The organism is Escherichia sp. F1 (assembly GCF_046764225.1).
GTDB classification, from domain to species: domain Bacteria; phylum Pseudomonadota; class Gammaproteobacteria; order Enterobacterales; family Enterobacteriaceae; genus Escherichia; species Escherichia coli.
Genome location: NZ_CP177202.1, coordinates 4,114,344 through 4,136,711, shown reverse-complemented (window position 1 = coordinate 4,136,711; position 22,368 = coordinate 4,114,344). Strand labels below are relative to the sequence as shown.

21 protein-coding genes are annotated in these 22,368 nt (G+C 47.2%); 11 read left to right on the top strand and 10 right to left on the bottom strand.

All coding sequences use genetic code 11. From position 1 onward, the window contains the following. Positions 1 to 56 precede the first annotated feature (56 nt). Entirely contained in the window at positions 57 to 644 is a 588-nt protein-coding gene (gene mog / locus ACK8NJ_RS19820; protein ID WP_001094685.1) for a molybdopterin adenylyltransferase, read from the top strand. A 34-nt stretch (positions 645 to 678) separates the two neighbouring features. Here mog and satP read toward each other — a convergent pair whose 3' ends face one another. The 3 genes from satP to ACK8NJ_RS19805 form a co-directional block, all read right to left on the bottom strand. Then, complete coding sequence (satP, locus tag ACK8NJ_RS19815; RefSeq protein ID WP_000528541.1) at positions 679 to 1,245, bottom strand: acetate uptake transporter; 567 nt, start codon at positions 1,243 to 1,245, stop codon at positions 679 to 681. Positions 1,246 to 1,393: 148 nt separating this feature from the next. Next, entirely contained in the window at positions 1,394 to 2,107 is a 714-nt protein-coding gene (gene msyB, locus ACK8NJ_RS19810) for an acidic protein MsyB (RefSeq protein WP_001102367.1), read from the bottom strand. 25 nt (positions 2,108 to 2,132) lie between these two features. Further along, on the bottom strand, positions 2,133 to 2,537 hold the full coding sequence (locus ACK8NJ_RS19805; RefSeq protein ID WP_000843579.1) for a DUF2541 family protein: 405 nt from the start codon (positions 2,535 to 2,537) through the stop codon (positions 2,133 to 2,135). A gap of 375 nt (positions 2,538 to 2,912) precedes the next feature. On the opposite strand from ACK8NJ_RS19805, the gene dnaK reads away from it, so the two are divergent. Together dnaK and dnaJ are read left to right on the top strand one after the other, a co-directional pair. Next, positions 2,913 to 4,829: a molecular chaperone DnaK gene (gene dnaK, locus ACK8NJ_RS19800; protein ID WP_000516135.1), complete on the top strand. Its 1,917-nt coding sequence runs from the start codon at positions 2,913 to 2,915 to the stop codon at positions 4,827 to 4,829. Between the two features lie 88 nt (positions 4,830 to 4,917). Beyond that, positions 4,918 to 6,048, top strand: coding sequence for a molecular chaperone DnaJ (gene dnaJ / locus ACK8NJ_RS19795; protein WP_001118464.1), 1,131 nt, complete (start codon positions 4,918 to 4,920; stop codon positions 6,046 to 6,048). Between the two features lie 103 nt (positions 6,049 to 6,151). Here dnaJ and mokC read toward each other — a convergent pair whose 3' ends face one another. Beyond that, positions 6,152 to 6,304, bottom strand: coding sequence for a type I toxin-antitoxin system toxin MokC (gene mokC / locus ACK8NJ_RS19790; protein WP_000809168.1), 153 nt, complete (start codon positions 6,302 to 6,304; stop codon positions 6,152 to 6,154). 585 nt (positions 6,305 to 6,889) lie between these two features. On the opposite strand from mokC, the gene nhaA reads away from it, so the two are divergent. Both nhaA and nhaR read left to right on the top strand, forming a co-directional pair. Further along, a complete protein-coding gene (gene nhaA / locus ACK8NJ_RS19785) occupies positions 6,890 to 8,056 on the top strand; it encodes a Na+/H+ antiporter NhaA (protein WP_000681360.1) in 1,167 nt (388 codons plus the stop codon). Between the two features lie 65 nt (positions 8,057 to 8,121). Then, positions 8,122 to 9,021 carry a transcriptional activator NhaR gene (gene nhaR, locus ACK8NJ_RS19780; RefSeq protein WP_001300855.1) on the top strand — a complete coding sequence of 300 codons (900 nt, stop codon included), beginning with the start codon at positions 8,122 to 8,124 and terminating at the stop codon, positions 9,019 to 9,021. Positions 9,022 to 9,058: 37 nt separating this feature from the next. On the opposite strand, the gene ACK8NJ_RS19775 is transcribed toward nhaR, so the two are convergent. The 6 genes from ACK8NJ_RS19775 to rpsT form a co-directional block, all read right to left on the bottom strand. Further along, positions 9,059 to 10,018 (bottom strand): fimbrial family protein, encoded by a 960-nt coding sequence (locus ACK8NJ_RS19775; RefSeq protein ID WP_328117001.1) that lies wholly within the window; start codon positions 10,016 to 10,018, stop codon positions 9,059 to 9,061. A 12-nt stretch (positions 10,019 to 10,030) separates the two neighbouring features. Beyond that, positions 10,031 to 12,481, bottom strand: a complete 2,451-nt coding sequence (locus ACK8NJ_RS19770) for a fimbrial biogenesis outer membrane usher protein (RefSeq protein ID WP_411961891.1) — start codon at positions 12,479 to 12,481, stop codon at positions 10,031 to 10,033. Between the two features lie 12 nt (positions 12,482 to 12,493). Then, positions 12,494 to 13,177, bottom strand: coding sequence for a fimbria/pilus periplasmic chaperone (locus ACK8NJ_RS19765; RefSeq protein ID WP_012602160.1), 684 nt, complete (start codon positions 13,175 to 13,177; stop codon positions 12,494 to 12,496). A 49-nt stretch (positions 13,178 to 13,226) separates the two neighbouring features. Next, a complete protein-coding gene (locus tag ACK8NJ_RS19760) occupies positions 13,227 to 13,760 on the bottom strand; it encodes a fimbrial protein (protein WP_000759929.1) in 534 nt (177 codons plus the stop codon). A 300-nt stretch (positions 13,761 to 14,060) separates the two neighbouring features. Continuing rightward, a complete protein-coding gene (gene espX1 / locus ACK8NJ_RS19755) occupies positions 14,061 to 15,482 on the bottom strand; it encodes a type III secretion system effector EspX1 (RefSeq protein WP_411961890.1) in 1,422 nt (473 codons plus the stop codon). A 483-nt stretch (positions 15,483 to 15,965) separates the two neighbouring features. Then, entirely contained in the window at positions 15,966 to 16,229 is a 264-nt protein-coding gene (gene rpsT, locus ACK8NJ_RS19750; RefSeq protein ID WP_001274021.1) for a 30S ribosomal protein S20, read from the bottom strand. A gap of 102 nt (positions 16,230 to 16,331) precedes the next feature. Between rpsT and ACK8NJ_RS19745 the strand changes: the two genes are divergently transcribed. The 6 genes from ACK8NJ_RS19745 to ispH all read left to right on the top strand — a co-directional run bounded on the left by ACK8NJ_RS19745 (position 16,332) and on the right by ispH (position 22,341). Next, entirely contained in the window at positions 16,332 to 16,550 is a 219-nt protein-coding gene (locus ACK8NJ_RS19745) for a DUF2575 family protein (RefSeq protein ID WP_001300728.1), read from the top strand. A gap of 7 nt (positions 16,551 to 16,557) precedes the next feature. After that, positions 16,558 to 17,499 carry a bifunctional riboflavin kinase/FAD synthetase gene (ribF, locus tag ACK8NJ_RS19740; RefSeq protein ID WP_411961889.1) on the top strand — a complete coding sequence of 314 codons (942 nt, stop codon included), beginning with the start codon at positions 16,558 to 16,560 and terminating at the stop codon, positions 17,497 to 17,499. A gap of 42 nt (positions 17,500 to 17,541) precedes the next feature. Further along, positions 17,542 to 20,358, top strand: coding sequence for an isoleucine--tRNA ligase (ileS, locus tag ACK8NJ_RS19735; RefSeq protein WP_001286871.1), 2,817 nt, complete (start codon positions 17,542 to 17,544; stop codon positions 20,356 to 20,358). Further along, the gene (gene lspA / locus ACK8NJ_RS19730; RefSeq protein WP_250264098.1) at positions 20,358 to 20,852 is read left to right on the top strand and encodes a signal peptidase II; all 495 of its coding nucleotides are present in this window, start codon (positions 20,358 to 20,360) and stop codon (positions 20,850 to 20,852) included. Before ileS ends, lspA begins: the two co-directional genes overlap by 1 nt. A gap of 87 nt (positions 20,853 to 20,939) precedes the next feature. Then, on the top strand, positions 20,940 to 21,389 hold the full coding sequence (fkpB, locus tag ACK8NJ_RS19725) for an FKBP-type peptidyl-prolyl cis-trans isomerase (protein ID WP_000004655.1): 450 nt from the start codon (positions 20,940 to 20,942) through the stop codon (positions 21,387 to 21,389). Between the two features lies 1 nt (position 21,390). Beyond that, a complete protein-coding gene (ispH, locus tag ACK8NJ_RS19720; RefSeq protein WP_001166395.1) occupies positions 21,391 to 22,341 on the top strand; it encodes a 4-hydroxy-3-methylbut-2-enyl diphosphate reductase in 951 nt (316 codons plus the stop codon). The last annotated feature ends 27 nt before the right edge of the window (positions 22,342 to 22,368 follow it).

Genomic DNA, 22,368 nt, shown 5'->3' with positions numbered 1-22,368 from the left:
CTCCCTTAGCAGTGTATCATTCTGTTTAACGAGACTGTTTAAACGGAAAAATCTTGATGAATACTTTACGTATTGGCTTAGTTTCCATCTCTGATCGCGCATCCAGCGGCGTTTATCAGGATAAAGGCATCCCTGCGTTGGAAGAATGGCTGACATCGGCGCTAACCACGCCGTTTGAACTGGAAACCCGCTTAATCCCCGACGAGCAGGCGATCATCGAGCAAACGTTGTGTGAGCTGGTGGATGAAATGAGTTGCCATCTGGTGCTCACCACGGGCGGAACTGGCCCGGCGCGTCGTGACGTAACGCCCGATGCGACGCTGGCAGTAGCGGACCGCGAGATGCCAGGCTTTGGTGAACAGATGCGCCAGATCAGCCTGCATTTTGTACCAACTGCGATCCTTTCGCGTCAGGTGGGTGTGATTCGCAAACAGGCGCTGATCCTTAACTTACCCGGTCAGCCGAAGTCTATTAAAGAGACGCTGGAAGGTGTAAAGGACGCTGAGGGTAACGTTGTGGTGCACGGTATTTTTGCCAGCGTACCGTACTGCATTCAGTTGCTGGAAGGGCCATACGTTGAAACGGCACCGGAAGTGGTTGCTGCATTCAGACCGAAGAGTGCAAGACGCGAAGTTAGCGAATAAAACAATCCCCCCGAGCGGGGGGATCTCAAAACAATTAGTGCGATTCACCAATCGGCAGAACGGTGCGACCAAACTGCTCGTTCAGCACTTCACCCATCGCCAGATAGATTGCGCTGGCACCGCAGATCAGACCAATCCAGCCGGCAAAGTGGATGATCGCGGCATTACCGACAATGTTACCGATCGCCAGCAGGGCAAACAGCACGGTCAGGCTAAAGAAAACGAATTGCAGAACGCGTGCGCCTTTCAGCGTGCCGAAGAACATAAACAGCGTAAATACGCCCCACAGACCCAGGTAGACACCAAGGAACTGTGCATTTGGCGCATCGGTCAGACCCAGTTTCGGCATCAGCAGAATCGCAACCAGCGTCAGCCAGAAAGAACCGTAAGAGGTGAATGCGGTTAAACCGAAAGTGTTGCCTTTTTTGTACTCCAGCAGACCAGCAAAAATTTGCGCGATACCGCCGTAGAAAATGCCCATGGCAAGAATAATACCGTCCAGAGCGAAATAACCCACGTTGTGCAGGTTAAGCAGAATGGTGGTCATGCCGAAGCCCATCAGGCCCAGCGGTGCCGGATTAGCCAACTTAGTGTTGCCCATAATTCCTCAAAAATCATCATCGAATGAATGGTGAAATAATTTCCCTGAATAACTGTAGTGTTTTCAGGGCGCGGCATAATAATCAGCCAGTGGGGCAGTGTCTACGATCTTTTGAGGGGAAAATGAAAATTTTCCCCGGTTTCCGGTATCAGACCTGAGTGGCACTAACCATCCGGCGCAGGCAGGCGATTTGCAGTACGGCTGGAATCGTCACGCGATAGGCGCTGCCGCTGACCGCTTTAACCCCATTTAGTGCCGCGCCTACAGGGCCTCCCAGCCCCGCGCCGCGCAGCAAACCATGCCCAAGTACGCTCATTGCTGCGTGGGTGCGTAAAATGCGGGTCAATTGGCTGGAAAGCAAATGCGACACGCCTTTTGCCAATAATTTGTCTTTCATCAGCAGCGGCAGCAGCTCTTCCAGCTCATTCACCCTGGCATCGACCGCGTGCAGAAACTCCTGCTTATGTTCCTCGTCCATTTTCTTCCAGGTATTACGCAGAAATTGTTCCAGTAACTGTTGCTCAATTTCAAACGTAGACATCTCTTTGTCGGCTTTCAGCTTCAATCGCTTTGAAACATCGAGCAAAATGGCCCGATACAATTTACCGTGTCCGCGCAATTTGTTGGCGATACTATCGCCACCAAAATGTTGTAATTCTCCGGCAATCAGCTGCCAGTTGCGGCGGTGTTGCTCGGGATGTCCTTCCATCGATTTAAACAGTTCGTTGCGCATCAGTACGCTGGAGAGGCGAGTTTTGCCTTTTTCATTATGGGTGAGCAGCCGGGCGAAATTTGCCAATTGTTCCTCACTACAATGCTGGAGAAAATCCAGATCTGAATCATTCAGGTAATTAACATTCATTTTTTGTGGCTTCTATATTCTGGCGTTAGTCGTCGCCGATAATTTTCAGCGTGGCCATATCCGATGAGTTCACCGTATGGCCGGAAAAGGTGATTTTTGAGACGCAGCGTTTATTGTCGTTATCGCTGTTGATGTTGATCCAGTCAGTGGTTTGCCCTTCTTTTATTTCTGAAGGAATATTCAGGCTCTGACTGGCGCTACGGGCGGCTTTGAAATAAACCGATGCACCACTTAACTGTAAATCGCCATGGTCGGCAGTGAGTTGAATACGTTTAACAATGCGACAAACAGGAAGTTTCAGCGCCAGATCGTTGGTTTCGTTACGCGGCATCGCAATGACGCCGAGGATTTTATGGTTGTTTGCCTGCGCCGTGCAGCACAGCAGCAGGCTAATCGCCAGGCTAGCGGAAAGCGTAAAAACGGATTTCATAAGGATTCTCTTAGTGGGGAGAGGTAGGGGATGAATACCCACTAGTTTACTGCTGATAAAGAGAAGATTCAGGTACGTAATATTTTCTTTTTATTACAATTTTTCTATGAATGTCTTGACTGCCATTCATTCTCTATATGAATAAAATTGCTGTCAGTTTCATGTCTTGTTCTGGCATATCGCGAAATTTCTGCGCAAAAGCACAAAAAATTTTTGCATCTCCCCCTTGATGACGTGGGTTACGACCCCATTTAGTAGTCAACCGCAGTGAGTGAGTCTGCAAAAAAATGAAATTGGGCAGTTGAAACCAGACGTTTCGCCCCTATTACAGACTCACAACCACATGATGACCGAATATATAGTGGAGACGTTTAGATGGGTAAAATAATTGGTATCGACCTGGGTACTACCAACTCTTGTGTAGCGATTATGGATGGCACCACTCCTCGTGTACTGGAGAACGCCGAAGGCGATCGCACCACGCCTTCTATCATTGCCTATACCCAGGATGGTGAAACTCTGGTTGGTCAGCCGGCTAAACGTCAGGCAGTGACGAACCCGCAAAACACCCTGTTTGCGATTAAACGCCTGATTGGCCGCCGCTTCCAGGACGAAGAAGTACAGCGTGATGTTTCCATCATGCCGTTCAAAATTATTGCTGCTGATAACGGTGACGCATGGGTCGAAGTTAAAGGCCAGAAAATGGCACCGCCGCAGATCTCTGCTGAAGTGCTGAAAAAAATGAAGAAAACCGCTGAAGATTACCTGGGTGAACCGGTAACTGAAGCTGTTATTACCGTACCGGCATACTTTAACGATGCTCAGCGTCAGGCAACCAAAGACGCAGGCCGTATCGCTGGTCTGGAAGTAAAACGTATCATCAACGAACCGACCGCAGCTGCGCTGGCTTACGGTCTGGACAAAGGTACTGGCAACCGTACTATCGCGGTTTATGACCTGGGTGGTGGTACTTTCGATATTTCTATTATCGAAATCGACGAAGTTGACGGCGAAAAAACCTTCGAAGTTCTGGCTACCAACGGTGATACCCACCTGGGTGGTGAAGACTTCGACAGCCGTCTGATCAACTACCTGGTTGAAGAATTCAAGAAAGATCAGGGCATTGACCTGCGCAACGATCCGCTGGCAATGCAGCGCCTGAAAGAAGCGGCAGAAAAAGCGAAAATCGAACTGTCTTCCGCTCAGCAGACCGACGTTAACCTGCCGTACATCACTGCAGACGCGACCGGTCCGAAACACATGAACATCAAAGTGACTCGTGCGAAACTGGAAAGCCTGGTTGAAGATCTGGTAAACCGTTCCATTGAGCCGCTGAAAGTTGCACTGCAGGACGCTGGCCTGTCCGTATCTGATATCGACGACGTTATCCTCGTTGGTGGTCAGACTCGTATGCCAATGGTTCAGAAGAAAGTTGCTGAGTTCTTTGGTAAAGAGCCGCGTAAAGACGTTAACCCGGACGAAGCTGTAGCAATCGGTGCTGCTGTTCAGGGTGGTGTTCTGACTGGTGACGTGAAAGACGTACTGCTGCTGGACGTTACCCCGCTGTCTCTGGGTATCGAAACCATGGGCGGTGTGATGACGACGCTGATCGCGAAAAACACCACTATCCCGACTAAGCACAGCCAGGTGTTCTCTACCGCTGAAGACAACCAGTCTGCGGTAACCATCCATGTGCTGCAGGGTGAACGTAAACGTGCAGCTGATAACAAATCTCTGGGTCAGTTCAACCTGGATGGTATCAACCCGGCACCGCGCGGCATGCCGCAGATCGAAGTTACCTTCGATATCGATGCTGACGGTATCCTGCACGTTTCCGCGAAAGATAAAAACAGCGGTAAAGAGCAGAAGATCACCATCAAGGCTTCTTCTGGTCTGAACGAAGATGAAATTCAGAAAATGGTACGCGACGCAGAAGCTAACGCCGAAGCTGACCGTAAGTTTGAAGAGCTGGTACAGACTCGCAACCAGGGCGACCATCTGCTGCACAGCACCCGTAAGCAGGTTGAAGAAGCGGGCGACAAACTGCCGGCTGACGACAAAACTGCTATCGAGTCTGCACTGACTGCACTGGAAACTGCTCTGAAAGGTGAAGACAAAGCCGCTATCGAAGCGAAAATGCAGGAACTGGCACAGGTTTCCCAGAAACTGATGGAAATCGCCCAGCAGCAACATGCCCAGCAGCAGACTGCCGGTGCTGATGCTTCTGCAAACAACGCGAAAGATGACGATGTTGTCGACGCTGAATTTGAAGAAGTCAAAGACAAAAAATAATCGCCCTATAAACGGGTAATTATACTGACACGGGCGAAGGGGAATTTCCTCTCCGCCCGTGCATTCATCTAGGGGCAATTTAAAAAAGATGGCTAAGCAAGATTATTACGAGATTTTAGGCGTTTCCAAAACAGCGGAAGAGCGTGAAATCAAAAAGGCCTACAAACGCCTGGCCATGAAATACCACCCGGACCGTAACCAGGGTGACAAAGAGGCCGAGGCGAAATTTAAAGAGATCAAGGAAGCTTATGAAGTTCTGACCGACTCGCAAAAACGTGCGGCATACGATCAGTATGGTCATGCTGCGTTTGAGCAAGGTGGCATGGGCGGCGGCGGTTTTGGCGGCGGCGCAGACTTCAGCGATATTTTTGGTGACGTTTTCGGCGATATTTTTGGCGGCGGACGTGGTCGTCAACGTGCGGCGCGCGGTGCTGATTTACGCTATAACATGGAGCTCACCCTCGAAGAAGCTGTACGTGGCGTGACCAAAGAGATCCGCATTCCGACTTTGGAAGAGTGTGACGTTTGCCACGGTAGCGGTGCAAAACCAGGTACACAGCCGCAGACCTGTCCGACCTGTCATGGTTCTGGTCAGGTGCAGATGCGCCAGGGTTTCTTTGCCGTGCAGCAGACCTGTCCACACTGTCAGGGCCGGGGTACGCTGATCAAAGATCCGTGCAACAAATGTCATGGTCATGGTCGTGTTGAGCGCAGCAAAACGCTGTCCGTTAAAATCCCGGCAGGGGTGGACACTGGAGACCGCATCCGTCTTGCGGGCGAAGGTGAAGCGGGCGAGCATGGCGCACCGGCAGGCGATCTGTACGTTCAGGTTCAGGTTAAACAGCACCCGATTTTCGAGCGTGAAGGCAACAACCTCTATTGCGAAGTCCCGATCAACTTCGCTATGGCGGCGCTGGGTGGCGAAATCGAAGTACCGACCCTTGATGGTCGCGTCAAACTGAAAGTGCCTGGTGAAACCCAGACCGGTAAGCTGTTCCGTATGCGCGGTAAAGGCGTCAAGTCTGTCCGCGGTGGCGCACAGGGTGATTTGCTGTGCCGCGTTGTCGTCGAAACACCGGTAGGTCTGAACGAGAAGCAGAAACAGCTGCTACAAGAGCTGCAGGAAAGCTTCGGTGGCCCAACCGGTGAGCACAACAGCCCGCGTTCAAAGAGCTTCTTTGATGGTGTGAAGAAGTTTTTTGACGACCTGACTCGCTAAGCTCCCCAAAAGCCTGCCCGTGGGCAGGCCTGGGTAAAAATAGGGTGCGTTGAAGATATGCGAGCACCTGTAAAGTGGCGGGGATCACTCCCCGCCGTTGCTCTTACTCGGATTCGTAAGCCGTGAAAACAGCAACCTCCGTCTGGCCAGTTCGGATGTGAACCTCACAGAGGTCTTTTCTCGTTACCAGCGCCGCCACTACGGCGGTGATACAGATGACGATCAGGGCGACAATCATCGCCTTATGCTGCTTCATTGCTCTCTTCTCCTTGACCTTACGGTCAGTAAGAGGCACTCTACATGTGTTCTGCATATAGGGGGCCTCGGGTTGATAGTAAAATATCACTCGGGGCTTTTCTCTATCTGCCGTTCAGCTAATGCCTGAGACAGACAGCCTCAAGCACCCGCCGCTATTATATCGCTCTCTTTAACCCATTCTGTTTTATCGATTCTAATCCTGAAGACGCCTCGCATTTTTATGGCGTAATTTTTTAATGATTTAATTATTTAACTTTAATTTATCTCTTCATCGCAATTATTGACGACAAACTGGATTATTTTTGAAGTATTGGCCTAACAAACATCGCCGACTGACAACAAATTAATTATTACTTTTCCTAATTAATCCCTCAGGAATCCTCACCTTAAGCTATGATTATCAGGGCTTAGGGTCACTCGTCAGCGCTTACAGCCGTCAAAAACTCATCTCACCGCTGATGGCGCAAATCCTTCAATGGCTCGTAAAAAACGAATTATTCCTACACTATAATCTGATTTTAACGATGATTCGTGCGGGGTAAAATAGTAAAAACGATCTATTCACCTGAAAGAGAAATAAAAAGTGAAACATCTGCATCGATTCTTTAGCAGTGATGCCTCGGGAGGCATTATTCTTATCATTGCCGCTATTCTGGCGATGATTATGGCCAACAGCGGCGCAACCAGTGGATGGTATCACGACTTTCTGGAGACGCCGGTTCAGCTCCGGGTTGGTTCACTCGAAATCAACAAAAACATGCTGTTATGGATAAATGACGCGCTGATGGCGGTATTTTTCCTGTTAGTCGGTCTGGAAGTTAAACGTGAACTGATGCAAGGATCGCTAGCCAGCTTACGCCAGGCCGCATTTCCAGTTATCGCCGCTATTGGTGGGATGATTGTGCCGGCATTGCTCTATCTGGCCTTTAACTATGCCGATCCGATTACCCGCGAAGGGTGGGCGATCCCGGCGGCTACTGACATTGCTTTTGCACTTGGTGTGCTGGCGCTGTTGGGAAGTCGTGTTCCGTTAGCCCTGAAGATCTTTTTGATGGCTCTGGCTATTATCGACGATCTTGGGGCCATCATTATCATCGCATTGTTCTACACTAATGACTTATCGATGGCCTCTCTTGGTGTCGCGGCTGTAGCAATTGCGGTACTCGCGGTATTGAATCTGTGTGGTGTACGCCGCACGGGCGTCTATATTCTGGTTGGCGTGGTGTTGTGGACTGCGGTGTTGAAATCGGGGGTTCACGCAACCCTGGCGGGGGTAATTGTCGGCTTCTTTATTCCTTTGAAAGAGAAGCATGGGCGTTCTCCAGCGAAGCGACTGGAGCATGTATTGCACCCGTGGGTGGCGTATCTGATTTTACCGCTGTTTGCATTTGCTAATGCTGGCGTTTCACTGCAAGGCGTCACGCTGGATGGCTTGACCTCCATTCTGCCATTGGGGATCATCGCTGGCTTGCTGATTGGCAAACCGCTGGGGATTAGTCTGTTCTGCTGGTTGGCGCTGCGTTTGAAACTGGCGCATCTGCCTGAGGGAACGACTTATCAGCAAATTATGGCGGTGGGGATCCTGTGCGGTATCGGTTTTACTATGTCTATCTTTATTGCCAGCCTGGCCTTTGGTAGCGTAGATCCAGAACTGATTAACTGGGCGAAACTCGGTATCCTGGTCGGTTCTATCTCTTCGGCGGTAATTGGATACAGCTGGTTACGCGTTCGTTTGCGTCCATCAGTTTGACAGGACGGTTTACCGGGGAGCCATAAACGGCTCCCTTTTCATTGTTATCAGGGAGAGAAATGAGCATGTCTCATATCAATTACAACCACTTGTATTACTTCTGGCATGTCTATAAAGAAGGTTCCGTGGTTGGCGCAGCGGAGGCGCTTTATTTGACACCACAAACCATTACCGGACAGATTCGGGCGCTGGAAGAGCGCCTGCAAGGAAAATTATTTAAGCGCAAGGGACGTGGTCTCGAACCCAGCGAGCTGGGAGAGCTGGTCTATCGCTATGCCGATAAAATGTTCACCTTAAGCCAGGAAATGCTGGATATCGTGAACTATCGCAAAGAATCCAATTTATTGTTTGACGTTGGCGTGGCTGATGCACTTTCCAAACGCCTGGTCAGTAGCGTACTTAACGCCGCAGTGGTAGAAGGCGAGCCCATTCATCTTCGCTGCTTCGAATCCACCCACGAAATGCTGCTGGAACAATTAAGCCAGCATAAACTGGATATGATCATTTCCGACTGTCCGATAGATTCTACGCAGCAGGAAGGCCTGTTCTCCGTGAGAATTGGCGAATGTGGCGTGAGTTTCTGGTGTACAAATCCACCACCGGAAAAACCGTTCCCGGCTTGTCTGGAAGAACGGCGGCTTTTGATTCCTGGGCGACGTTCAATGTTAGGGCGCAAATTGCTTAACTGGTTTAACTCCCAGGGATTAAACGTAGAAATCCTCGGCGAGTTTGATGATGCCGCGTTGATGAAAGCTTTTGGTGCGATGCACAATGCAATCTTCGTTGCCCCAACGCTTTATGCATATGACTTTTATGCCGATAAAACTGTCGTAGAAATTGGTCGCGTCGAAAATGTGATGGAAGAGTACCATGCTATTTTTGCTGAGCGGATGATTCAGCACCCGGCGGTACAGCGAATCTGCAATACGGATTATTCTGCGCTTTTTAGCCCAGCGGCACGTTAATCGGCAGCTCCCCCAAAGTTAAGGTGGGGGAGATAGATTAGTTGTACATTACCACGATTTTGACTCGGCTCATTATTTGCCCGCTTGAGACATTGTTTCCATATGTACGCGGGCGAATAAATAGAGGAATCTGATTACTTCCTTCATGGGGATGCTGAAAAGAGTAGTAATTGCTTTTACCATACTGCATTTCATTCGTACCATCATTGGAGAGTTGAAAGCCTATTTGACCCGCACCGTCCTCACTGTTTTCTAACTCATTTTTTAATATGCTGGTTCCTGAATCCTGTATCGTCACTGGCTCAAAGTAATATTCAACATCACTGGGTTCAAAAACTAATTCACCTTGCTCACCCTGGATACAGTCAAATCTTATATGATGAAACTGATAATTTTCATTATTGATACGAGACAGTACAAATCGTCCAGTGTCGATGGATTGATCTTCAAAACCACAGGTCATTAAATTTACCTGTAAAATAGTATTTAAATTAAAATTAAAGCGGACGCTATTACAATTAGTATTATTCCCTGTGCATGAACTCACTTCAATTTCGAACAGCAAAGGAAAAGGAGTTCCTGGAAAAATATCTGCGGTGTCAGAACTATCTTGTACAGATGCGATAGAATATGGAATGGTGAAATTTATCGCAGATAGCATTTCTTCTAAATTATAAGATAACTTCCCTGGAAGCTCTATTTTTTTACCGTCAGATTCAAAGGGGAAATTAATAATGTAATGACGACTTCCGACTTTAAACCTTAAAGCGTTCTGTGTTAAAAAATGAACTTTAATGGCGTTGGTCGTCTCTTGCAAGTCTGCACACTCAATGATATTCCCGGTGTTTTCAATTTTCTCGGCAGTTAGATTACCTTTCATACTCAGTGGCTTGAGTATATATGTTCCACGTTGTTCACCGACATTAGTCACTGCACAGGGAGCACTTTGCACAATAAAAGAATATAGACTTAAGGTGATTAATAAAAGCCACTTCATAGTAAACTCCTTTTACTGGCATATATATGTTTTGTTTTCATCGATAACGTGTTGAAAAGTAATAGTACAGAATAAGTTCTGTTCATCATTGAGAGCAACTTTTATGGCAGTGGGAATTTCATCTACGCGAATAAAAAGGCGACTACCCTGGCCAACGACTCCAATATTGTTTTCCTGGAGATCCAGTACGTCATAGCCAAAGGTTAATGGCGAACCATCGGTACGCAGTGCCTGTATATACCAGGGCTTACGTTGGTCAGTTGTAAACTGCACATAAGAAACTGCTCCACGGTAAGGCGCAATAATTTGACGATTGCCCTGCAATTCTGTTTCACTTTCACTGTTTGCTATATCAAGTACCAGATGGTTTTCACGATGAGGTATCATCAGGTCGTAAACAACCTGGCCTTTGCTGTTTGTTCGGTTGTATTTTTGTCCATTAATATGCGCGCCTTCTAACCCAGGCGCATCCAGAATTGCAAATGTATCGGATAACTGGTTAGTTATATTAATACCACCGGGCCAGACAACTAATCCACTACTAATACTTCCACCACTTTGCCAGGCGTTTTTAGAATGGCTATAGCTGCCATCTATTGTGGCGATGGGAGTTCTCCAGCTTAAATTCGTACCAAGCGAGGTATCATTATTTTGTTGTTGCTGATTAACATATATACCATAATTTAACTGATCATGTTCACCGGCTATGCCAGTAATTCCAGTATTGTTGGAGGAATAGCCATCTTTGGAAAATGAGGTCGAATTCGATAAGTTAATTTGGTGACGTGTTTTGGCAATATCATCCCCCCAGTAGAAAGGAATGGAGATAAACAGATTAAAACGCTCCTCTTCTTTGTCGTTTTCATCATAGGATTGGCTGGCAGAGAAAGTATAACTGATGCGTTGCCAGCTATTGGAATAACTGAATTGGTAATCTTTAGCATTTCCACTTCGCCCCCAGTAATTCCGCCAAAGCGCACTTAATGATACATTTCCCAGATTATTGGATAAAGGTTGCATGATATTGGCAGAAAGGCTATTTTTTCTGCCAATATCATAAAAATCGTCATAGTCACTCTGATGATTTATTTTATCATTTTCGTAAAGATGGTCGCTGAATGTCCTGTAATCCTGCGAAGCATAACGCCAGGCGGCCACGCTAAAGTGAGTAGCCGTTTGCAATAGATATTTATTATAGGCGACCTGATAGCTCGTACCTTCGTGTCTGGTATCATTATTTAACTCACTACTCGATCGGGTAGCATCAAAAGAGATTGCTCCCAGCGGTGTATTCCAACCATTTCCCAGAGTTATAGCATTATAGTTATCGGATAAAATCGTACCGCCATAAAGTGTCAAAAGATTGTTGAGGCCATATATATAATTTGCCTCGAGAAAGTCCTCCTGATTCTTGACACCATATATCTGACTGCGTCCGGCGATAAAATCGAAATTTGAAACACCAGGTTGCAGCATATTGGGCACGGAAGAGTAGGGCACCAAAAAGGAACGAACACTACCATCTGCTTCCTTAATGCTGACATCGAGATCAGAGCCGCTGCCCGAAAGTTGCAAATCTGCGATAGTAAATGGTCCTGGGGGAACCTCTTTTTGGTAAATGGTATAGCCATTTTGCGAAACCGTTATCAAGGCGTTACTTTGCGCAACACCTTGTACTAAAGGTGTAAAGCTTTGCATAGAATCAGGTAGCATTTGCATATCGCGAAATAAGCGTATTCCGCTAAATCGCAGAGAGTCGAATATGAGTGAGGATGTGTAATTTTCTCCTATCTGAACTGTGCTTAATATTTGCGACCAGCCACGTTCCAGGTAAAGAGCATTACTTTGCCATTTGCCTTTCATATCATCAGGTTTGCTATAACTGGCATCAGAGTGTAACTGCCAACTAAATAAATTTAATCCGCTGTTAAACCGGCCATAACTGGCTGTATTACTGTTATTATTGCTGTCATAAGAGCGATACTGACTTAAATTATAGGAGGTATAAAAAGCATCAATGCCGCGATCCCAACTTTCTGGGGGAACGTAGCCTCTTTCAAGTTCATTGATATACGCCTGTGGTACTGTTAAATTTAGTCGGTGTTCACTGATATCCCACTGATATTGTCCACCATGAACCGCTTCATCCAGTAAAATACAATTATCTTCTGTATTGAGGTTATCGGTCTTTACCCCCAGTGTGGTTAGCAGCACCTTAGGCAGACATGGTTTGGCTGGTGACTCTGGGATCGTGATATCTTTTTTCCCACGCCACTGGTGATTTACATAAAAATCAAGTTCGTAGTTTCCTGGAAGCGGTTGTTTATTATCGAAACGATATTCGGAAACTTTTTCTCCTCTCATGCCGCCAATCATGAAGTGCGTATCAAAAGTTTCTTCAGCATAACCCGGAAAAGAATACAAAAAAATAATAGCAGCGACCCATCGTGTCGTCCTTAACATGACTTTTTCCTGTTATCTTGCGGCGATGTTACTATGGATGTTATTCCCGTAATCATCAACTACCGTTAGTTCATATTCTGATGCGTGGTTATTTTTTAATGTAATGTCGTTGTTCGAAAATGGAGGTAGTAAGATACTTTCATTATTAACTTTCACGTTTTGTGCTTTGATAGTTGTAATCGTTATCCAGTTGGCTGTTTCGTTGTTTATTGAGATGGCGTTATTTTTCTTTTTGATATTTAATTGAGAAAAGCTTTTTTTATCTACTGGAGCGATTCCGCTTGGACGCCAAAGTAACTTTATACGGTTTTGCAATGCAAGCTTAATTTTGTTTTTTCCTGCATTTTGTGGGTTGTTTGGAGGGATATCCAGAACATTTAGATAAAATAAACTTTCTTTATTGTGAGGCAAATTGTTTGGCATTTTTCTTATTTTAAGTTGTTGGCCGGAACCACCTGCTACACGACTTACTGGCGGTGTGAGAATAAATGGGACCTGAATTTTTTCTGGCGCGATAGTGGTGTTCCCATCATCGATCCATGCCTGAATCAAAGAGGCATTTTTACTTTGATTCATTAACTGTACGAGAACTTCTCTGCTTTTTTCCGGATAAATAATGCGCGTACCATAGATGACCACACCGGCATGAACAGGTAAAATAAAAAATGACATCAGTAATGCTGTTATTATTCTCACGTAATCACTCCGTAAATAATACCGGTAGCAGAGCTACCGGCAAAAAACGTTAATCTGCACTGATTTTAATCGTTACGGTTGACTCTACGGAGCCTTTTGTAACAGGATTGCCACTTGTGCGGGCATATTGTGCACTTAAATTAAGAAAATATTGACCAGAGCCATTATCTTTCAGCGGTGTTTTTAACCCCGGTCTCATTCTGGTCAAAGTTCCATCATCGAGGAAAATGGCAAAGCCAATGTTCTCAGCAGTTCCTTTATTCAGCGTAAAGTTATTAGCATCAAACTCTGATGCTAGCACTTCGATACTTGGGGCTGTATTGCCGTCACACTGAATTTCTAAGTCATGAGAGGTTGAACCGGTTTTTAAAGTATAGATTTCATTATTGATAAGTTGATTCATTGCACTGGTTACAACATCTTCGACAACGATATCTGTTGTCGAATCACCATTAACAAAGTAACACGTTGTATCAACAACTTCTCCTCTAATGGTTAGCGTTCCTTGATCGACATCCTTGGCGAAGGTTGTTGCGCTAAACATCAACGTTGTCGCAACGAAGGGAATAATATACTTTTTCATAAATCATCCTTAATTAACTGGTATGGAAGGTCACTCGTTGTCAAACCCGATTATGTGATCAGGTTGTTATTATTTAGATTAATGTTTAAATTTTTTAATTTCTTGATGTGAAGTTGATGAAACTTTGAAAATTTAATATTCTTAATTATTCCCTTCTTTATAAGAAGAGCAAGGTGCCATCATTAGAGTGACAGAGTGGGATGTTTAAGATCATGCTTCAGATTATTTTTTGTTTCTCTGCAGTGAATTAATAATCATCACAGATAATTTCATTCTGAAATTACTTCTTTTGGGAGTGTTTTAATCTTGATGAACTATGTTTTTCATAAGGAACATACACTCGTTGATGCTTTTAAGGTATTTTCTCATTTCTGAGGATGTTTTGTCGTAATCGAGCATAAAATTATTAAGTTCTTTATACACATCATTATTTAGCTTTACATTGTCGCGAACTAAAGTTTGTATCAATGGTATCAAAATTTCGAAACGGGACGGTTTGTCATCAATACTTGCCAGGGTTTTGAATACTCCTGTGTATCTGTAACCTAAGTGCTTATTGACAAGTTGAGTGTTCCATCGACCAGGCATAATATCTTCACAGCGCAAATTTTTTATCCTGGTATTAGTGAACGATGTTCCAAATATGTTGCTTTTTTTAATGAAGAGATTATTTATTTCTCCATTCGAAAAGATGGTGTTTGATAAGTCGCTTTCAAAACATGATATATTGGATAATACACAACCAAAATAATACCCATATGAAAGATTGCTCTTTTCTATTGTTATATTTGATAGCAATAGTTTATTTATATTAATATTATGGGTAATCAAATACTGGATCTTTTGCTCGTTAAGTTCATACATCTCCAGTGATTTATTATAAGGTAATAAAAGTATAAATTCCTTTATATCATCTCCGCAGTAAGAAAAGACAACATCAAATTTATTGGTGATCATGTTTTCAATTGAGCAGTAAGCTGATTTTTCTATTAACCGACTGGGCACGCTTTTAAATAAAGATAATTTTTCACATAGTTGTGAATATGCCGCATTGCTAGTTTTAAAATTCCGCCATGTTATTTCCTGGTTATCATCTGTCGATGAGGCGGGGATTTTCAAGCATTGTTCATTGTATAGCTCAGGATAAATATTCTTTTTAATTAGATTTTTGATTTCCTTATTAAAATAACTTTTTTTCTTGTCTATTGCACTGTAATTAGCGTTTTGTGACGTCTCCTGATGATCATAAAATGACTGGAGGTTTCTGCAGGCCTCATAAAATATTTCAGGAGTATATAGCTGTGGGTATATTTCCTGGCTGAAGTTTACCTTTAAAAACTTAATGAATTTTTCATGGCATTCTTGATATATCTTAATCTCTTCAGAAAGACATTCGCTTGTTCTGTCATCAAAAACATCCAATCTAAGTAATGTGATATCTTTGTGTTTAAAAAAAGAAAATTGAACTGTATGTTCTATGAGTTTACATCTATAAAAATGCGCATCTCTTAGATGAGTATATTGAAAAAAATGATGAAGGACTGGAGATGGTTTAGGCAAATCCTGGCTTCTAAAAAAGTCATCAAACAAAATTAAGAACTCTGTTTTATACTCGCAAAACACTTTTACTAACTCATTTTGTCTTGTTTTATTTATTATTACATCATCTGCTATATTTGATTTATAAAGACAATGTGGCGAAGTTGAGATACCATCTGTCATTATCAGTCCTTGAAGTTGATGAATTTTTATTAATTTAATTTATGAGTGAATGTGACTACTATCAAAAATCGCTCATTAATTTTAAGAAGTACAATATAAATAGGTAGATAACCTGTGTTGATTGCTGTTAATAATTTACAAGGTCTAATAAGGAGATATTTATGAATGGTTAAAGTGTATAGGAATTTAATTCAAAAATAGAGTGGTCTTAAGTTTAATACCTCAATGTGTATCACAATCTCCACATTCTGTGTAGGGGGAGTCTGAAGATTGAGTAGATATTCTTATTCAGAATGTATCAACCGATGATTCTACGATTTTTAAGTCACGAAGAGTTCAGAGAGTGTAACTGCATGTCTGCAAGAACCAGCATCTTTTGACTATCTGGCAACCGGCAGTGTGTTTTCTCACACATCACAAAGCAGCAGGTATAAAAAAACCCGCTTGCGCGGGCTTTTTCACAAAGCTTCAGCAAATTGGCGATTAAGCCAGCTTGTTGATCTGTGCAGTCAGGTTAGCCTTATGACGTGCAGCTTTGTTTTTGTGGATCAGACCTTTAGCAGCCTGACGGTCCACGATCGGTTGCATTTCGTTAAATGCTTTCTGTGCAGCAGCTTTGTCGCCAGCTTCGATAGCTGCGTATACTTTCTTGATGAAAGTACGCATCATAGAGCGACGGCTTGCGTTGTGCTTACGAGCCTTTTCAGACTGAATGGCGCGCTTCTTAGCTGATTTGATATTAGCCAAGGTCCAACTCCCAAATGTGTTCTATATGGACAATTCAAAGGCCGAGGAATATGCCCTTTTAGCCTTCTTTTGTCAATGGATTTGTGCAAATAAGCGCCGTTAATGTGCCGGCACTCGTTACGTAGTGATGGCGCAGGATTCTACCAGCTTGCGGGGTGTGAATACAGCTTTTCCGCGATAAAAATTGCAGCAGGTGGTCAGTTTCTTCCCGTGATTTGCGCCATGGCAATGAAAAGCCACTTCTTTCTGATTTCGGTACTCAATCGCCGGTTAACCTTGACCGCTGTACAAGGTATACTCGGACGATTTTCACTGTTTTGAGCCAGACATGAAGCTGATACGCGGCATACATAATCTCAGCCAGGCCCCGCAAGAAGGGTGTGTGCTGACTATTGGTAATTTCGACGGCGTGCATCGCGGTCATCGCGCGCTGTTACAGGGCTTGCAGGAAGAAGGGCGCAAGCGCAACTTACCGGTGATGGTGATGCTTTTTGAACCTCAACCACTGGAACTGTTTGCAACCGATAAAGCCCCGGCACGACTGACCCGGCTGCGGGAAAAACTGCGTTACCTTGCAGGGTGTGGCGTTGATTACGTGCTGTGCGTACGTTTCGACAGGCGTTTCGCGGCGTTAACCGCGCAAAATTTCATCAGCGATCTTCTGGTGAAGCATTTGCGCGTAAAATTTCTTGCCGTAGGTGATGATTTCCGCTTTGGCGCTGGTCGTGAAGGCGATTTCTTGTTATTACAGAAAGCTGGCATGGAATACGGTTTCGATATCACCAGTACGCAAACTTTTTGCGAAGGTGGCGTGCGTATCAGCAGCACCGCCGTGCGTCAGGCGCTGGCGGATGACAATCTGGCTCTGGCAGAAAGTTTACTGGGGCACCCGTTTGCCATCTCCGGGCGTGTAGTCCACGGTGATGAATTAGGGCGCACTATAGGTTTCCCGACGGCGAATGTACCGCTGCGCCGTCAGGTTTCCCCGGTGAAAGGGGTTTATGCGGTAGAAGTGCTGGGCCTCGGTGAAAAGCCGTTACCCGGCGTGGCAAACATCGGAACACGCCCAACGGTTGCCGGTATTCGCCAGCAGCTGGAAGTGCATTTGTTAGATGTTGCAATGGACCTTTACGGTCGCCATATACAAGTAGTGCTGCGTAAAAAAATACGCAATGAGCAGCGATTTGCGTCGCTGGACGAACTGAAAGCGCAGATTGCGCGTGATGAATTAACCGCCCGCGAATTTTTTGGGCTAACAAAACCGGCTTAAGCCTGTTATGTAATCAAACCGAAACACGGAACCGAGAATCTGATGAGTGACTATAAATCAACCCTGAATTTGCCGGAAACAGGGTTCCCGATGCGTGGCGATCTCGCCAAGCGCGAACCGGGAATGCTGGCGCGTTGGACTGATGATGATCTGTACGGCATCATCCGTGCGGCTAAAAAAGGCAAAAAAACCTTCATTCTGCATGATGGCCCTCCTTATGCGAATGGCAGCATTCATATTGGTCACTCGGTTAACAAGATTCTGAAAGACATTATCGTGAAGTCCAAAGGGCTTTCCGGTTATGACTCGCCGTATGTGCCTGGCTGGGACTGTCATGGTCTGCCAATCGAACTGAAAGTAGAGCAAGAATACGGTAAGCCGGGGGAGAAATTCACCGCCGCTGAGTTCCGCGCCAAGTGCCGCGAATACGCTGCGACCCAGGTTGACGGTCAGCGCAAAGACTTTATCCGTCTGGGCGTGCTGGGTGACTGGTCCCACCCGTACCTGACCATGGACTTCAAAACTGAAGCCAATATCATCCGCGCGCTGGGCAAAATCATCGGCAACGGTCACCTGCACAAAGGCGCGAAGCCGGTACACTGGTGCGTTGACTGCCGTTCTGCGCTGGCGGAAGCGGAAGTTGAGTATTACGACAAAACTTCTCCGTCCATCGACGTTGCTTTCCAGGCGGTCGATCAGGATGCGCTGAAAGCAAAATTTGCCGTAAGCAACGTTAACGGCCCAATCTCGCTGGTGATCTGGACCACTACGCCGTGGACTCTGCCTGCGAACCGCGCAATCTCTATTGCACCTGATTTCGACTATGCGCTGGTGCAGATCGACGGTCAGGCCGTGATTCTGGCGAAAGATCTGGTTGAAAGCGTAATGCAGCGTATCGGCGTGACCGATTACACCATTCTCGGCACGGTAAAAGGTGCGGAGCTTGAGCTGCTGCGCTTTACCCATCCGTTTATGGGCTTCGACGTTCCGGCAATCCTCGGCGATCACGTTACCCTGGATGCCGGTACCGGTGCCGTTCACACCGCGCCTGGCCACGGCCCGGACGACTATGTGATCGGTCAGAAATACGGCCTGGAAACCGCTAACCCGGTTGGCCCGGACGGCACTTATCTGCCGGGTACTTACCCGACGCTGGATGGCGTGAACGTTTTCAAAGCGAACGACATCGTTGTTGCGCTGCTGCAGGAAAAAGGCGCGCTGTTGCACGTTGAGAAAATGCAGCACAGCTATCCGTGCTGCTGGCGTCACAAAACGCCGATCATCTTCCGCGCGACGCCGCAGTGGTTCGTCAGCATGGATCAGAAAGGTCTGCGTGCGCAGTCACTGAAAGAGATCAAAGGCGTGCAGTGGATCCCGGACTGGGGCCAGGCGCGTATCGAGTCGATGGTTGCTAACCGTCCTGACTGGTGTATCTCCCGTCAGCGCACCTGGGGCGTACCGATGTCACTGTTCGTGCATAAAGACACGGAAGAGCTGCATCCGCGTACCCTCGAACTGATGGAAGAAGTGGCTAAACGCGTTGAAGTTGACGGCATCCAGGCGTGGTGGGATCTCGATGCGAAAGAGCTCCTCGGCGACGAAGCTGATCAGTACGTGAAAGTGCCGGATACGCTGGATGTATGGTTTGACTCCGGATCTACCCACTCTTCCGTTGTTGACGTGCGTCCGGAATTTGCCGGTCACGCTGCGGACATGTATCTGGAAGGTTCAGACCAGCACCGTGGCTGGTTCATGTCCTCTCTGATGATCTCTACCGCGATGAAGGGCAAAGCACCGTATCGTCAGGTACTGACCCACGGCTTTACCGTGGATGGTCAGGGCCGCAAGATGTCTAAATCCATCGGCAACACCGTTTCGCCGCAGGATGTGATGAACAAACTGGGCGCGGATATTCTGCGTCTGTGGGTGGCATCAACTGACTACACCGGTGAAATGGCCGTTTCTGACGAGATCCTGAAACGTGCTGCCGACAGCTATCGTCGTATCCGTAACACCGCGCGCTTCCTGCTGGCAAACCTGAACGGTTTTGATCCGGCAAAAGATATGGTGAAACCGGAAGAGATGGTGGTACTGGATCGCTGGGCCGTAGGTTGTGCGAAAGCGGCACAGGAAGACATCCTCAAGGCGTACGAAGCATACGATTTCCACGAAGTGGTACAGCGTCTGATGCGCTTCTGCTCCGTTGAGATGGGTTCCTTCTACCTCGACATCATCAAAGACCGTCAGTACACCGCCAAAGCGGACAGTGTGGCGCGTCGTAGCTGCCAGACAGCGCTGTATCACATCGCGGAAGCGCTGGTGCGCTGGATGGCACCAATCCTCTCCTTCACCGCTGATGAAGTGTGGGGCTACCTGCCGGGTGAACGTGAAAAATACGTCTTCACCGGCGAGTGGTACGAAGGCCTGTTTGGTCTGGCAGACAGTGAAGCGATGAACGATGCGTTCTGGGACGAGCTGTTGAAAGTGCGTGGCGAAGTGAACAAAGTTATTGAGCAAGCGCGTGCCGACAAGAAAGTGGGTGGCTCGCTGGAAGCGGCAGTAACCTTGTATGCAGAACCGGAACTGGCGGCGAAACTGACCGCGCTGGGCGATGAATTACGATTTGTCCTGTTGACCTCCGGCGCTACCGTTGCAGACTATAACGACGCACCTGCTGATGCTCAGCAGAGCGAAGTACTCAAAGGCCTGAAAGTCGCGTTGAGTAAAGCCGAAGGTGAGAAGTGCCCACGCTGCTGGCACTACACCCAGGATGTCGGCAAGGTGGCGGAACACGCAGAAATCTGCGGCCGCTGTGTCAGCAACGTCGCCGGTGACGGTGAAAAACGTAAGTTTGCCTGATGAGTCAATCGATCTGTTCAACAGGGCTACGCTGGCTGTGGCTGGTGGTAGTCGTGCTGATTATCGATCTGGGCAGCAAATACCTGATCCTCCAGAACTTTGCTCTGGGGGATACGGTCCCGCTGTTCCCGTCGCTTAATCTGCATTATGCGCGTAACTATGGCGCGGCGTTTAGTTTCCTTGCCGATAGCGGCGGCTGGCAGCGTTGGTTCTTTGCCGGTATTGCGATTGGTATTAGCGTGATCCTGGCAGTGATGATGTATCGCTCGAAGGTCACGCAGAAGCTAAACAATATCGCTTACGCGCTGATTATTGGCGGCGCACTGGGCAACCTGTTCGACCGCCTGTGGCACGGCTTCGTTGTCGATATGATCGACTTCTACGTCGGCGACTGGCACTTCGCCACCTTCAACCTTGCCGATACTGCCATCTGTGTCGGTGCGGCACTGATTGTGCTGGAAGGTTTTTTACCTTCTAAAGCGAAAAAACAATAATAAACCCTGCCGGATGCGGCCTACAGATTGCTACGAAATCGTAGGCCGCATCCGGCAAAAATCCTCAAAATATAAGAGCAAACCTGCATGTCTGAATCTGTACAGAGCAATAGCGCCGTCCTGGTGCACTTCACGCTAAAACTCGACGATGGCACCACCGCCGAGTCTACCCGCAACAACGGTAAACCGGCGCTGTTCCGCCTGGGTGATGCTTCTCTTTCTGAAGGGCTGGAGCAACACTTGCTGGGGCTGAAAGTGGGCGATAAAACCACCTTCTCGCTGGAGCCAGATGCGGCGTTTGGCGTGCCGTCACCGGATCTGATTCAGTACTTCTCACGCCGTGAGTTTATGGATGCAGGCGAGCCAGAAATTGGCGCAATAATGCTTTTTACCGCAATGGATGGCAGTGAGATGCCTGGCGTGATCCGCGAAATTAACGGCGACTCCATTACCGTTGATTTCAACCATCCGCTGGCCGGGCAGACCGTTCATTTTGATATTGAAGTGCTGGAAATCGATCCGGCACTGGAGGCGTAACATGCAGATCCTGTTGGCCAACCCGCGTGGTTTTTGTGCCGGGGTAGACCGCGCTATCAGCATTGTTGAAAACGCGCTGGCCATTTACGGCGCACCGATATATGTCCGTCACGAAGTGGTGCATAACCGCTACGTGGTCGATAGCCTGCGCGAGCGTGGGGCTATCTTTATTGAGCAGATTAGCGAAGTACCGGACGGCGCGATCCTGATTTTCTCCGCACACGGTGTTTCTCAGGCGGTACGTAACGAAGCGAAAAGCCGTGATTTGACGGTATTCGACGCCACCTGTCCGCTGGTGACCAAAGTGCATATGGAAGTCGCCCGCGCCAGCCGTCGTGGCGAAGAATCTATTCTTATCGGTCACGCCGGGCACCCGGAAGTGGAAGGGACGATGGGTCAGTACAGCAACCCGGAAGGGGGAATGTATCTGGTCGAATCGCCAGACGATGTGTGGAAACTGACAGTTAAAAACGAAGAGAAACTCTCCTTTATGACCCAAACCACGCTGTCGGTGGATGACACGTCTGATGTGATCGACGCGCTGCGTAAACGCTTCCCGAAAATTGTCGGTCCGCGCAAAGATGACATCTGCTACGCCACGACTAACCGTCAGGAAGCAGTACGCGCCCTGGCAGAACAGGCGGAAGTGGTGCTGGTGGTCGGTTCGAAAAACTCCTCCAACTCCAACCGTCTGGCGGAGCTGGCCCAGCGTATGGGCAAACGCGCGTTTTTGATTGACGATGCGAAAGATATCCAGGAAGAGTGGGTGAAAGAGGTTAAATGCGTCGGCGTCACTGCGGGCGCTTCGGCTCCGGATATTCTGGTGCAGAATGTGGTGGCACGTTTGCAACAGCTGGGCGGTGGTGAAGCCATTCCGCTGGAAGGCCGTGAAGAAAACATTGTTTTCGAAGTGCCGAAAGAGCTGCGTGTCGATATTCGTGAAGTCGATTAAGTCATTAGCAGCCTAAGTTATGCGAAA